This is a genomic window from Pseudooceanicola marinus (genome assembly GCF_020177265.1).
Classification (GTDB): domain Bacteria; phylum Pseudomonadota; class Alphaproteobacteria; order Rhodobacterales; family Rhodobacteraceae; genus Pseudooceanicola; species Pseudooceanicola marinus_A.
The window spans coordinates 86,872-100,267 of the sequence record NZ_JAIVMC010000005.1; the positions used below are offsets into that span (position 1 = coordinate 86,872).

Below are 13,396 nucleotides of genomic sequence, written 5' to 3' on the forward strand. Positions count from 1 at the left end.
ATGCCCACCCTCGATATGTCGCAAGTCGAGCTGCGCGAGGTCAACCAGACCCTGCAAGGCGCCGCCGGCACCCAGACCGCCGAACCCTATGACATCATCAACCCGCGCGGCAGCCATGCGGTCGCCTGCGGGCTGAACGGCCCGCTGACCGTCACCGTGAAAGGCTCCACCGGGTACTACTGCGCGGGCATGAACAAGGACGCCACGGTGCACGTCGAAGGCTCCGCCGGGCCGGGCGTGGCGGAAAACATGATGTCGGGCACCGTGGTCATCGACGGCGACGCCAGCCAGTACGCGGGCGCCACCGGCCATGGCGGGTTGCTGGTCATCAAGGGCAATGCCTCCTCCCGCTGCGGGATCTCGATGAAGGGGATCGACATCGTCGTGCATGGCAACATCGGCCATATGTCCGCCTTCATGGCGCAAAAGGGCAACCTAGTGGTGCTGGGCGACGCGGGCGAGGCTCTGGGCGACAGCCTTTACGAGGCGCGCCTCTTCGTGCGCGGCTCCGTCAAATCCCTGGGCGCCGACTGCATCGAGAAGGAGATGCGCCCCGAGCACCTGGAGATCCTGGCCGACCTGCTGGAGAAGGCCGGCGCCGACGCAAAGCCCGAAGAGTTCAAGCGCTATGGCTCGGCCCGCAAGCTCTACAATTTCAACATCGACCACGCCGACGAGTATTGAGGAGCGCGATATGGACAAGACCCCACAGACCGACCCGCGCCAATCCTGGACCTTCTCAAAGGAAACCAATTCCGAGATCCGCCGCGCAGCCGCGACCGGCATCTACGACATCCGCGGCGGCGGCGCGAAACGCCGCGTGCCGCATTTCGACGACCTGCTGTTCCTCGGCGCCTCGATCAGCCGCTACCCGCTGGAAGGCTACCGCGAGAAATGCGGCACCGACGTGGTGCTGGGCACGCGCTTCGCCAAGAAGCCGATCGAGCTGAAGATCCCCATCACCATCGCCGGCATGTCCTTCGGCTCTCTCTCCGCCAATGCGAAAGAGGCCCTGGGCCGGGGCGCGACCATGGCGGGCACCTCCACCACCACCGGCGACGGCGGCATGACCGAGGAAGAGCGCGGGCATAGCGAGAAGCTGGTCTATCAGTACCTGCCCTCGCGCTACGGGATGAACCCCGACGACCTGCGCCGCGCGGACGCCATCGAGGTGGTCGTGGGCCAGGGCGCCAAGCCCGGCGGGGGCGGCATGTTGCTGGGTCAGAAGATCACCGAACGGGTCGCCGGGATGCGAGACCTGCCCGTGGGCATCGACCAGCGCTCGGCCTGTCGTCACCCCGACTGGACCGGCCCCGATGACCTGGAGATCAAGATCCTCGAGCTGCGCGAGATCACCAACTGGGAGAAGCCGATCTACATCAAGGTCGGCGGCGCGCGCCCCTACTACGACACGGCGCTGGCGGTGAAGGCGGGCGCGGACGTGATCGTGCTGGACGGCATGCAGGGCGGCACGGCGGCCACGCAGGACGTCTTCATTGAACACGTGGGCCAGCCGACGCTCGCCTGCATCCGCCCCGCCGTGCAGGCGTTGCAGGATCTGGGTCTGCACCGCGAGGTGCAGCTGGTCGTCTCGGGCGGCATCCGCACCGGCGCCGACGTGGCCAAGGCGCTGGCGCTTGGCGCCGATGCGGTGTCCATCGGCACGGCGGCACTGGTGGCCCTGGGCGACAACGACCCCAAGTGGGAGACCGAGTACAACAAGCTGGGCACCACCGCCGGCGCCTATGACGACTGGCACGAGGGCCGCGACCCTGCCGGCATCACCACCCAGGACCCCGAGCTGATGGCGCGGCTGGACCCGGAGGCCGCCGGGCGGCGCCTGCGGAATTACCTGAACGTCATGACGCTGGAGGCCCAGACCCTCGCCCGCGCCTGCGGCAAGAGCCATGTGCACAATCTTGAACCGGAAGACCTCTGCGCCCTGACGATGGAGGCCGCCGCCATGGCGCAGGTGCCCCTGGCCGGGACAAACTGGTGGCCGGGCAAACCCGGGTTCTGAGACGGCGGCGGGGAGCGATCCCCGCCGTTCGCCCTTGGCGGCACGGCAGGTGCTGACCGGGCGAAGACATGAGACGAATGGATCGACAGACGGGGCGCCAGACCCCCGCGACACGACAGGGAAAGGACAAGCTATGACCGACCTCACAGCCTTCGCGAAGGCCAATGGCGTCAAGTATTTCATGATCTCCTACACCGACCTCTTCGGCGGACAGCGGGCGAAACTTGTGCCCGCCGCCGCCATCGCCGACATGACCGAAGACGGCGCCGGTTTCGCGGGTTTCGCCACCTGGCTGGACATGACGCCGGCGCATCCCGACATGCTGGCCGTGCCGGATCCGACCACGGTGATCCAGCTGCCCTGGAAGCCCGAGGTCGCCTGGGTCGCCGCCAACTGCGTCATGGAAGGCCAGGACGTGGCCCAGGCGCCGCGCAACGTGTTGCGGGGCCTGGTGGCCGAGGCCGCCAAGGAGGGTCTGCGCGTCAAGACCGGGATCGAGGCGGAATTCTTCCTGCTGACCCCCGAAGGCGACGTGATCTCGGACCCCTTCGATACCGCCGAGAAGCCCTGTTACGATCAGCAGGCCGTGATGCGCCGCTATGACGTGATCAGCGAGATCTGCGACTACATGCTGGATCTCGGCTGGGGCCCCTACCAGAACGACCACGAGGACGCGAACGGCCAGTTCGAGATGAACTGGGAATTCGACGACGCCCTGGTCACAGCCGACCGCCACAGCTTCTTCAAGTTCATGGTCAAATCGGTGGCCGAAAAGCATGGCTTCCGCGCCACCTTCATGCCGAAACCCATCGAAGGGCTGACCGGCAACGGCTGCCACGCCCATATCTCGGTCTGGGATCTGGAGGGCAAGGAGAACGCCTTTGCCGGAGATGCCGGGGGCCAGATCGGTGAGGTTGGCCTGAGCGAACGCGGCGGCTATTTCCTGGGCGGCATCATGAAACATGCCGAGGCGCTGGCGGCGCTGACCAACCCGACGGTCAACAGCTACAAGCGGATCAATGCGCCGCGCACCATGTCCGGGGCCACCTGGGCGCCCAACACCGTCACCTGGACCGGCAACAACCGCACCCACATGGTGCGCGTCCCCGGCCCCGGCCGGTTCGAGCTGCGCCTGCCCGATGGCGCCGCCAACCCCTACCTGTTGCAGGCAGTGATCATCGCCGCGGGCCTCTCGGGCATCCGGTCCAAGGCCGATCCGGGGCAACGCCACGACATCGACATGTACGCCGAAGGCCACAAGATCACCGATGCGCCGAAGCTGCCGCTGAACCTGCTGGATGCCATCCGCGCCTTCGAGGCGGATGACGAGTTGCAGGCGATGCTGGGCACCGACTTCTCCGCCTCCTATGCCAAGATGAAGCATCAGGAATGGAACAGTTTCGTGTCCCACTTCTCCCGCTGGGAGAAGGACAACACGCTGGATATCTGAGGGACCTCTCCCCGTTGGCCACAAGATCCGGCCGACGACTGGCCCGGGGTCTCCCCCGGGCCTTTTTTGGTTCAGAGGTCCGGGGCGCGCCGCATCCTGCGCACCTGACACCCTGCCGCGCAGGGCGCAGGGTGTGACCGGCCGGCCCCGTCAGCCGTTGTCGCGCAACAGGATGATCTCCAGCCGGTCATTGCGGGCGGCCATCGGGTTACGGTCGGCCAGCTCGCGATCCGCGTGGCCGGTGACCCGCGACACGCGGCTGCCCGACAGCCCCTGCTGCAGCATCAGCTTGCGCATCTCCTGGGCACGCAGGGTCGACAGCTCCCAGACCGGGTTCTCGTTCAGGACGACGGGACGGGCGTGCACATGCCCCTCCATCGCCATTTCGTTGGTCACCAGCGAAGTCACCCGCACCAGCATCGCCGCCATCTCCTCCAGCAGGGCCGTCGGCTCGGCGGTCTCCCCCTCGAAGAGCGGCACATCCTCGGTCTCGAACAGCTCGATCACCAGGCCCTCGTCGGTGACGCGGGTCACGATGTGGCGCAGCATTTCGGGATGCACGTCGCTTTCGCCGGTCTGGCCGCGCAGGATCTTCTCGATCTCCTCCAGCTGGCGCTGCTGCTCGGCCTCCGCCTCCTCCTCGGCCTCGCGCCCCGAGGCCTTGTCCTCCGGCGTGGGGTTCAGGGAGGTGGCCCCGGTGCCGACCTGCGGCAGGGCCATCTCGGAAAAGGTGCTTTCGCCGCCGAAGGCGCCGTCGCCCCCGCCGGACACCCGGTTCAGCGGGATCGTCGGGCTGAAGTAATCCGCGATCCCCTTGCGTTGCTTTTCCGTCGTCGCGTTCAACAGCCACATCAGCAGGAAGAAGGCCATCATGGCCGTGACAAAATCGGCATAGGCCACTTTCCAGGCGCCGCCGTGATGTCCGTCACCGCCGCCCTTCTTCACCTTCTTGATGATGATCGGCTGGGCGTTGCTCGGCCCACTCATCCTTACCACCTCTGTTCTCACCCGGGATCAGGCTACCCCCCAGCCCTTGCTGCGGCCTTAACACCTTCAATTGTCCCCATTTGCCCGCGTCCAAGGCGCGCGGGAGGCAGGCGGGAACCGATCCTTAACTCTGCCGCGCCAAGGATGGGCGCACATCGGATGGAGGATGAGGGTGACAGTCGATCTGCTGGTTCTGGGAGGCTCGGGCCGCGTGGGCCGCCTGTTGCGCGGCGCGCTGGCCCGGTCCGAGGCGCTGCGCGCAGAGCTGGCGCCGTCGGGCCGGACGCCGCGCCTCATGTGGCAGTGCCGCCGCGGGCCGTCAGGGGCGGATATCCTGAAATGGCAACCGGGCGCGGCCCTGCCGGAGGGGCTGCGTGCCCGGGCAATCCTTGCGCTCTGGGGCGTGACCGAGGGGCCGGCAACGGCGCTGGCGCAGAATGCTACCCTGGCGCGCGCGGCGCTGCACCTGGCGCAACGGGTCGGCGCCGACCGGGTTCTGCATGCCTCCAGTGGGGCCGTGCAGGCCGGGCTGACCGGCGCCCCGGCGCAGGAGGATGGCCCGCTGGCACCGCTTGGCCCCTACGGCACCGCCAAGGCGGAGATGGAACGCGTCGTGGCGGCCTGGCACGCCCGCCGCGCCACGGCAGGGGATACCCCAGGCGACACAGGCCCGCGCAGCCTGATCCTACGTCTGGGCAACATCGCCGGGGCCGACAGCCTGTCGCGCGCCCTGTCAGGTCCCGGACCGATCACGCTGGACCGTTTCGACGGGCCCGGCGCCACCGCAGGCGGACCCCGCCGCGCCTACCTCGGAATCGAGGATCTGGCCCGCGCCCTGGGCGCCCTGCTGCGCCTGCCCGCCGCCGCGATGCCAACGCACCTGAACCTCGCCGGCCCCGCCCCCGTCGCGATGGAGGCGCTGGCCCGCGCCGCCGGGCGCGAGGTGCTCTGGCGCCCCGCCCCGGCGGCCGCGCTGCCGGTGCTGGCGCTGGACACCACGCGCCTTGCCGCCCTGACGGGCGGCCCATTGCACGGCAGCGCCGACCCTAGCGCCCTGCTGGCCCAGTGGCACGGCGCGGAGGTCGGCGCATGACCTCCGGCGTGCACGGGCCGTTTCCCGCGAAGGCCTCCCCCCTCTCCCGCGCCCGTGGCCAAGCGCAGGCCTCTCCTGCCCGGCCCGCGCCGCTGCCGCCCGGACGCCGGGCGCTGGACCTGTCTGTGGCCCTGCTGGCGACGCTCTGCCTCTGGCCCCTGCTGCTGGCCCTGACCCTGCTGATCCGGTTGCGCGACGGCGCGCCTGTTCTCTACCCGGCGGAGAGGATGCAGGCGCCCGGTCGGCCCTTCATCCTGTGGAAATTCCGCACCATGACCCCCGATCCCGATGACCATGGCGTCACCGGCGGCGACAAGGCGGCACGGATCACGCCGCTTGGCCACCACATGCGCCGATGGCGGCTGGATGAGCTGCCGCAGCTGTGGAACCTTCTGCGTGGCGACATCACCCTGGTCGGCCCGCGGCCGCCGCTGCGCAGCCATGTCGCCGCCCGGCCCGCGCTCTTTGCCCGCGTCCTGCAAAACCGCCCCGGGCTGACCGGCCTCGCCACGCTGCGCTGGCATGCCCGCGAGGCCGCGCTGCTGCACCCCTGTCGCGACGCCGCCGAAACAGAACGGATCTACCTGGCGCGCTGCTTGCCCGCCAAGGCGCGGCTGGACCTGTGGTATGCGCGCCACCGCAGCCTCCGGCTCGACCTCTGGATCCTGGCCCGCACCCTCTGGCCCCGCCGCAGACGGCGGAGTCGGCGATGACGGCGCGACGCGGCCCATGGTCCCGGCTGGCCCGCCACCTGACCGATCTCGGCCCGCGCCCCAAGGCGGCGATCCTGCTGGCACTGGACAGTGCCGCCGCTACTCTCGCCTGGGTCGCTTGCCTGCTGGCCTGGCCCGGCGCGGGTGACCCGGCACTGCTGCTGGTGCTTCCGGCACTGGCGGGCGCGGGCTGCGTCTTGCTCGGCCTCCACCGCGGGAAACTGCAGGCCTACCCGCTGCAAGGGCTGCCCCGCAGCCTGGCGCTGGCGGTCGCACTGGCCGGGTTGGTCGCCCTGTGGCAGGGTCTGACGCCCACGGCCAGCAGCGCCACAGCGGTGGTCCCGGCCCTGGGACCGCCCTTGGGACTGGCCTCCCTCTTTGTCACCCTGACGGTCATCGGTCGGCTGATCCTGCTGCGCCTGGCCCTGATGGCCCATGGAGTCGCGCGCCCGCCGGACAGCCTGCTGATCTGGGGCGCCGGGAGGGCCGGACAGCAACTCTCCGCCGCCTTGGCGGGCGATCGCCACCACCGCTGCCTCGGCTTTCTCGACGATGACCCGCGCAAGCAGGGACAGCGGCTGGCCGGGCTACCGGTCCATGCCCCGGCCCGCGCGGCGGACCTGCTGGCCCGGCACAGCCCCGCCCGGATCATCCTGGCCCTGCCCCGCGCCACCTGGACCCAGGCCCGGGCGCGACTGGCCGGCCTGTGCTGCGAGGTGCAGACCCTGCCCGGCTTCGCGGCCCACCTTTGGGGCGGTGCGGACGGGCCACCGGACCCGCCGGACCTGCTCGGACGCGCCCGCCTCGACCGGCACCTGCCGGAGGTGCGCGACAGCTATGCCGGGCGGCGCATCCTGGTGACCGGCGCCGGCGGCTCGATCGGATCGGAACTGGCCCGGCAACTGCTGCGCTGCGGCCCCGCGCGGCTGGTGTTGCTTGATCACGGAGAACTCGCCCTCTACAGCATCGCGATCGAATTGGAGGCAGCGGGCCAGGGCGTGATCCGCCCCGTGCTGGGATCGGTCTGCGACGGCCCCGGCATCGAGGCCCTGCTGACGTCAGAGCGTATCGATACCGTCTTTCACGCCGCCGCTCTGAAACACGTCCCCCTGGTCGAGGCGAATCCGCTGGCGGGGATCCGCACCAACGTCCTGGGCACCCAGACTCTGGCCGAGGCCGCGCTGCGGGCCGGCGTGGGCCGGATGCTGCTGGTCTCGACCGACAAGGCCGTGCGCCCGACCTCGGTGATGGGCGCCAGCAAGCGGCTGGCCGAAGAGGTGGTGCAGGACCTAGCGGAGCGCAGCGATGCCACCCGCTTTGCCATGGTGCGCTTCGGCAACGTGCTGGGCTCCTCGGGGTCCGTCGTACCCCGCTTCGCCGCCCAGATCGCCGCCGGCGGGCCGGTGACGGTGACCGATCCCCGGATGACACGCTACTTCATGACCTGCGCCGAGGCGGTGCGGCTGACCCTTCTGGCCGGGGCCTGGGCGCGCGGCGGCGATCTCTTCGTGCTGGACATGGGCCCGCCGCAACGGATCCTGGACCTGGCCTGCCGCATGATCCGAGGTGCGGGCCATCTGCCGCGCCTGCCTCCGGGGACCGCTGCGCGGGACCGACCCGCGCCCCTCGGGGCAGAACCGCCCGGCCCCGATGCGGAAGAGATCGAGGTGCGCTTCACCGGCCTGCGCCCGGGAGAGAAGCTGACCGAGGATCTGCTGATCGGGGACCAGCTTCATCCCACGCCGCATCCCCGCATCCTGCGCGCCCGCGAGGGACATCTGTCGCAGATAGAGGTGGCCGCGGCCCTGACAGAGCTGCGCCGCTGTCTGGAGGCACGCGACGACACCGCTGCCGTCGCGGCCCTGCACCGATGGGTCGCGCGCGGCCAGCAGCCCCGCCGCGCCGCCAGCGGAGAGGAGAGCGGCTAACCCGCGGATCAGCCGACCTGTAAGCCCTCGGGTAACTCGAGCGACCTACCCGGCGCCATCCCCCCAGAAGGCGGCAGGATGGCAACGGCTGCGCATGATCCCCAGGCCACAGCCGCCACGGGCAAGCCGGGCGCGGCATGGTATGGGCTCTCCCCCAGCACCCGGAGCCCCGGTTCTCTCGAAGCCGGCGCCATGCGCCGCTGAGAGTGGGGCGCCCCTCTTCTCCTTGCCGGACATATCCCCACCGGAGGCATCGGCCGCCAGGCCGATCCCCTTCAGTCCTTCCAGGTGCGCCGCAGGACCGCCATCCAATTGCGATGACAGAGCTTCTCCATCAGCGCGTCGTCGATCCCGTGATCTCGCATCGCTGTGCGCAGCGCCGAAAGGCCGGCGCAGTCGCCGATGGCCTGCGGCACGATCGCCCCGTCGAAATCGGAGCCGAACCCCACACGATCCTCGCCTAGGATGCCGATCAGGTGGTCGAGGTGGCGCAGCAGCATGCCCAGCGGGGTGTCCGCCGTCATCTGCCCGTCGGGCCGCAGGAACCCGGTGGCCAGGTTGATCCCCACCATGCCGTCGCTGTCGGCGATCGTCCGCAGCTGATCGTCGGTCAGGTTGCGCGCATGCGGACAGACGGCGGCGGCGTTGGAATGGGTGGCCACCAGGGGCGCGTCGCTGATCGCGGCCACCTCCCTCACGCCAGCCGCATTCAGATGCGACAGGTCGATCAGGATGCCCAGGCGGTTGCATTCGGCGACCAGGCGCCGCCCGGCCTCGGTCAGCCCGCCGCCGATGTCGGGATCGGACGGATAGCGGAAGGGGACGCCTTCGGCGAAGATCGTCGGCCGCGACCAGACCGGCCCGAGGGACCGCAGGCCGCGCGCGTGGAAATCCTCCAGCTCGGCAATCTCCGGCCCGATGGCCTCGGCGCCCTCGATATGCAGCACGGCGGCCATCTCTGGCCCGTCCAGTGCGGCCTCCAGCGTGTCGGCATCCGTGCAAATGCGAATGACCCCGGCCGCCTCCAGCGCGCGGGCGGCGGCGAAGCCCTGATCGGTCATCTCGGCGGCATAGGGGCGCTCCACCGGTGGCGGCAGCGGGATGTCGTAGCTGGGTTTCGCCAGGTCCTCCATCGACATGCCATGCTCCGGCGGGCTGGGCACGAAGATGGCGAAGAACCCGCCCGACAGGCCACCGGCCCGGGCGCGCGGCAGGTCGATATGGCCGCTGTTCAGCCCGTCGCGCACCTGCGCCGCCGTCACCTTGCCGGTGATCAGCCGCAGGATCAGGTCGTTATGGCCGTCGAAGATGCCCGGCTGGCGGTCACTGTCATGCATGATCTGACTTCCCTGAAAACACAGCCCCGACAGAACCGCCTAGCGCCGCCTCTGTCCAGAGTGGATCAGGCTGTCGCGGCGGGAACCTGGCGGGACGCCGTTTCGCGCAGCAGGTGCCAGAGGCTGCCCGCGGCCGAGCGCGGCGCCAGAACCGCCAGATGATCCTCCGCCCGACGGATGACGATGCAGCCCAGGTGATGCAGCAGGGTGCGGGTGGCATGGCCCGGGGCGACCTGATCGGGCGACAGGTTCACCAGCCGCTCCAGCAGGGCGCGGATCGGGGCGGGGCCCGCGTCCGAGGTCACCTCGACACAGACCCAACCATCGGACTGGTCGGTCAGCCGGGCGCCTGGCGCGCTGCGGATCGCATCGCGCAGCCGTTCGGCATGGTCAGGCACATCGGTCTCGATCATCCACTGACCCGGCCCGGTCCAGAAGGCCGCCGCCCCCTGCCCCTGCGACCACAGCCCCGGCCCCGGCAGGTGCAGGCCCAGGGGATGCGGCGCAGGCGTGCCCGGGCGGGTGGCGACGGAGATCAGCATCAGGGCCGTGTTCTCGGTCAGGGTCAGGGCGCCATGGCTGGCGCGGGCGGGGTCGGGGGTGCCCAGGGCCCCCATGGGAATCAGGTCAGTCACGCAGTCGTCCTCCTTCGGGATCGACGAAATGAGCCGGGACGACACGGGCGGAAATGTCCTGTCCTTCCAGCGGGTTGGCACAGCGGATCACCTCGCCCAGGCGCTGATCGCCCTTCTCGAGGAAACCGAGCGCGATGTAGCTTTCCACATGGGGCGAATAGCAGGCGGAGGTGATCCAGCCCTCGTCTGTCGCCAGCGCCTGCGCCGCGCCCTCGGCAAAGAGATGGGCGCCTGCGGGTAGCTTCTGGCCGGGGTCCACGGGTTGCAGGCCGACCAGGCGGCGGCTGTCGTCCGCCAGCCCCTCGCGCCGCGACATCACCGCGCCGATCGCATCCTTCTTGGCGGATACCATCCGCCCCAGCCCCAGCATGGCAGCGGTGGTCTGGCCGTTCAACTCGGCCCCCGCCGCATGGCCCTTCTCGATCCGCAGCACCGCCAGCGCCTCGGTCCCGTAGGGGGTCACGCCCAGATCGGCGCCGCGTTCCATCAGCCGCTCCATCAGGGCATGACCATAGCGGGCCGGCACCGCCAGCTCATAGGCCACTTCGCCCGAGAAGGAGATCCGGAAGAGCCGCGCCGGCAACCCGCCGCAGACCGTCAGCTCGGCACAGGCCATGAAGGGGAAGACATCGTTCGACAAATCGAACCCGTCCACCACCCGTTCCAGCAGGGCACGCGATTTGGGCCCCGCCACGGCGATCTGGGCCCAGGCGTCGGTGGTGGAGATCAGGGTGACATCCAGCTCGGGCCAGAGGCACTGGCGGGCGAATTCCATCCGCTGGAAGACCAGGCCGGCGTTGCCGGTGGTCGTCGTCACAACGTAATGCCCGTCGCCCAGGCAGGCGCAGGTACCGTCGTCGTACAGGAACCCATCCTCGCGCAGCATCAGCCCATAGCGGACGCGGCCCGGTTTCAGGGTCGAGATCGTGTTGGCATAGATCCGGTCGAGGAAGGTGCCCGCATCCGGCCCCTGCACGTCGATCTTGCCCAGCGTGGTCACGTCACACAGACCCACGGCGGCGCGCACGGCGCGTGCCTCGCGATCCACGCTTTGCCGCCAGTGGGTTTCGCCGGGCTGGGCGTACCATTGGGCCCGCATCCATTGACCGACCTCGACGAAGGTGGCGCCGTTGGCCTCGGCCCAGTGGTGCGTCGGCGTCAGGCGGCGCGGACGGAAGTTGGCGCCGGTGTCGCCGCCGCCTAGCACCGACAGGGCGACGGGGGTGTAGGGCGGGCGGAAGATGGTGGTGCCGGTGCGGGCGATGCCATTGCCCGTCAGCTCCGCCATCACCGCCAGGGCCGTGACGTTCGAGGTCTTGCCCTGATCCGTCGCCATGCCCAGCGTCGTCCAGCGTTTCATGTGCTCGACCGAGCGCATGTTCTCCTGGTGCGACAGCTTGATGTCCTTGACCGTCACGTCGTTCTGCAGATCGACCCAGGCGCGGCGCTGGCCCGGCACATGCCAGAGCGCGGTGATGGCCGAAGGTTCCTCCTCGGCCTGCGGCAGGGCGGGGGCGGCGGCCGTGCGGTCCAGCTGCGTCAGCGCTGTCTGCGCCGCGCGGCGCCCGTCCGCGAGGGCGGCGATGGTGCTGCCATGGCCGCAGGCGGCCCCGGCGGGGATCAGCCCGGCGGGGCCATCGGGGCCGGGCAGGAAGGTCAGCCGTTCGCCATCCCAGACCGGGCGCCCGCGATGATGCGAGGCCAGTTGCACATTGGGGTTCCAGCCGCCCGCGACGCCCAGCACCCCGCAGGAGATCCAGCTGTCGCTGCCGTCAGCGGTGCGGATCTGCACCCGCCGCAGCCCGTGACGCCCCTTGGTGCCGGTGACTACGGCGCCGGCATGGGTGGTGTAATCGCCCAGGCTGCGCGCGCCGCTGCGGCTGTCGACCACGCCCGCCAGGGACACGCCGCGCGCCAGCAAGGACTGGGCGGTACGATGGCCGTCATCGTTGTTGGTGAAGATCAGCACCGGATCCGTGGCCCGCGCCTGCGGAGTCACCCCCCAGCGGTTGGCATAGGCGCGTAAGGAACCAGACAGCAGAACGCCGGGGCGGTCGTTGTCGGCAAAGGGGATATGCCGTTCCGTGGCGCCAGTCGCCATGATCGCGCGCTTCGCGGTGATGCGCCACAGGGTCTGGCGTACCTGTTCGCCGGGAGTGGCAAGGTGATCCGACACTCGTTCGACCGCGCCGTAGATGCCGTGGTCGTAAACCCCGAAGACCGTGGTGCGCGGCATCAGCCGGACGTTGGGCAGCGCGGCCAGCTCGGCCAGCACCTGAGCGACCCAATCGGTCGCGGGGGCGCCATCCAGCAGCCCGCCTTCGGCCAGCAGGCGCCCGCCCATGCGCGCATCCTCGTCGGCCAGAACCACCTCGGCCCCGGCCCGCGCTGCGGTCAGCGCGGCCATCAGCCCGGCCGCGCCCGCACCGATCACCAGAAGGTCCGGGTGCAGATAGCCCCGGTCGTAGCTGTCGGGGTCGGCCTCCATCGACAGCTTGCCCAGACCGGCGGCGCGGCGGATCGCCGGCTCGTAGAGCTTTTCCCAGAAGGCGCGCGGCCACATGAAGGTCTTGTAATAGAACCCCGCCGAGAGGAAGGGCGCGGCCAGGTCGTTCACCGCCATCAGGTCGTGCCGCACGCCGCCGAGGTGGTTCTGACTGCTGGCCTCCAGCCCCTCGAACAGCTCTACCATGGTGGCACGGGTGTTGGGTTCGGCACGCGCCCCGCTGCGCAGGGTGACCAGGGCGTTCGGCTCCTCCGATCCGGCAGAGAAGATGCCGCGCGGGCGGTGGTACTTGAAGCTGCGCCCGACCAGCTGCACACCATTGGCCATCAGGGCCGAGGCGAGCGTGTCACCGGCGAAGCCCGTGTAGGGCCGCCCGTCGAAGGTGAAGGACAGCGGGCGGTTGCGGTCGATCAGCGCGTCGCGGCTTTGCGGGAGGTCCAGGCGGCTCATGCGGTGCCCCCCAGCTTCACGTCGCGGGCCAGCTCGGCGCCCAGGATCTCATGCGTCAGGGTGTTGCGGGTGACCACCAGCCAGGATCGGTCGCCCTGTTCGTGGAACCACAGCTCGCGGTGCACACCCGCCGGGTTGTCGCGCAGGTAGACGTAATCGGCGAAACCCGCCTCGCCCGCCGCCGGGTCGGGGCGGTTCAGCAGGGCGGCATCGCCGAGATAGGTGAACTCCTGCGCGTCTCGCAGGCCCAGAAGGGGATGGGGGATCAGCATCGGGA

11 protein-coding genes are annotated in these 13,396 nt (G+C 70.1%); 6 read left to right on the forward strand and 5 right to left on the reverse strand.

The window, feature by feature from the left end:
- From LC066_RS09530 to glnT, 3 genes are all read left to right on the forward strand, one after another.
- Nucleotides 1–684 carry a GXGXG domain-containing protein gene (locus LC066_RS09530; protein ID WP_224898267.1) on the forward strand — a complete coding sequence of 228 codons (684 nt, stop codon included), beginning with the start codon at nucleotides 1–3 and terminating at the stop codon, nucleotides 682–684.
- 10 nt (nucleotides 685–694) lie between these two features.
- On the forward strand, nucleotides 695–2,020 hold the full coding sequence (locus LC066_RS09535; protein WP_224898269.1) for an FMN-binding glutamate synthase family protein: 1,326 nt from the start codon (nucleotides 695–697) through the stop codon (nucleotides 2,018–2,020).
- A 133-nt stretch (nucleotides 2,021–2,153) separates the two neighbouring features.
- Complete coding sequence (glnT, locus tag LC066_RS09540) at nucleotides 2,154–3,470, forward strand: type III glutamate--ammonia ligase (RefSeq protein WP_224898270.1); 1,317 nt, start codon at nucleotides 2,154–2,156, stop codon at nucleotides 3,468–3,470.
- A 150-nt stretch (nucleotides 3,471–3,620) separates the two neighbouring features.
- Here glnT and LC066_RS09545 read toward each other — a convergent pair whose 3' ends face one another.
- Entirely contained in the window at nucleotides 3,621–4,457 is an 837-nt protein-coding gene (locus LC066_RS09545) for a flagellar motor protein MotB (protein WP_222475556.1), read from the reverse strand.
- A 172-nt stretch (nucleotides 4,458–4,629) separates the two neighbouring features.
- Here LC066_RS09545 and LC066_RS09550 point away from each other — a divergent pair, with 172 nt between their 5' ends.
- The 3 genes from LC066_RS09550 to LC066_RS09560 all read left to right on the forward strand — a co-directional run bounded on the left by LC066_RS09550 (nucleotide 4,630) and on the right by LC066_RS09560 (nucleotide 8,191).
- Nucleotides 4,630–5,550, forward strand: coding sequence for an NAD-dependent epimerase/dehydratase family protein (locus LC066_RS09550; protein WP_224898272.1), 921 nt, complete (start codon nucleotides 4,630–4,632; stop codon nucleotides 5,548–5,550).
- Nucleotides 5,551–5,642: 92 nt separating this feature from the next.
- Nucleotides 5,643–6,263: a sugar transferase gene (locus LC066_RS09555; RefSeq protein WP_224898699.1), complete on the forward strand. Its 621-nt coding sequence runs from the start codon at nucleotides 5,643–5,645 to the stop codon at nucleotides 6,261–6,263.
- Nucleotides 6,260–8,191: a polysaccharide biosynthesis protein gene (locus LC066_RS09560; protein WP_224898274.1), complete on the forward strand. Its 1,932-nt coding sequence runs from the start codon at nucleotides 6,260–6,262 to the stop codon at nucleotides 8,189–8,191. Before LC066_RS09555 ends, LC066_RS09560 begins: the two co-directional genes overlap by 4 nt.
- A gap of 275 nt (nucleotides 8,192–8,466) precedes the next feature.
- Here LC066_RS09560 and LC066_RS09565 read toward each other — a convergent pair whose 3' ends face one another.
- From LC066_RS09565 to LC066_RS09580, 4 genes are all read right to left on the reverse strand, one after another.
- A complete protein-coding gene (locus LC066_RS09565) occupies nucleotides 8,467–9,528 on the reverse strand; it encodes a dipeptidase (RefSeq protein WP_224898276.1) in 1,062 nt (353 codons plus the stop codon).
- A gap of 65 nt (nucleotides 9,529–9,593) precedes the next feature.
- On the reverse strand, nucleotides 9,594–10,163 hold the full coding sequence (locus LC066_RS09570) for a sarcosine oxidase subunit gamma (protein ID WP_224898278.1): 570 nt from the start codon (nucleotides 10,161–10,163) through the stop codon (nucleotides 9,594–9,596).
- Nucleotides 10,156–13,119 (reverse strand): sarcosine oxidase subunit alpha family protein, encoded by a 2,964-nt coding sequence (locus LC066_RS09575; protein ID WP_224898280.1) that lies wholly within the window; start codon nucleotides 13,117–13,119, stop codon nucleotides 10,156–10,158. Before LC066_RS09575 ends, LC066_RS09570 begins: the two co-directional genes overlap by 8 nt.
- Nucleotides 13,116–13,391: a sarcosine oxidase subunit delta gene (locus LC066_RS09580; protein ID WP_224898282.1), complete on the reverse strand. Its 276-nt coding sequence runs from the start codon at nucleotides 13,389–13,391 to the stop codon at nucleotides 13,116–13,118. The genes LC066_RS09575 and LC066_RS09580 overlap by 4 nt, the downstream gene beginning before the upstream one ends.
- Nucleotides 13,392–13,396 lie beyond the last annotated feature (5 nt).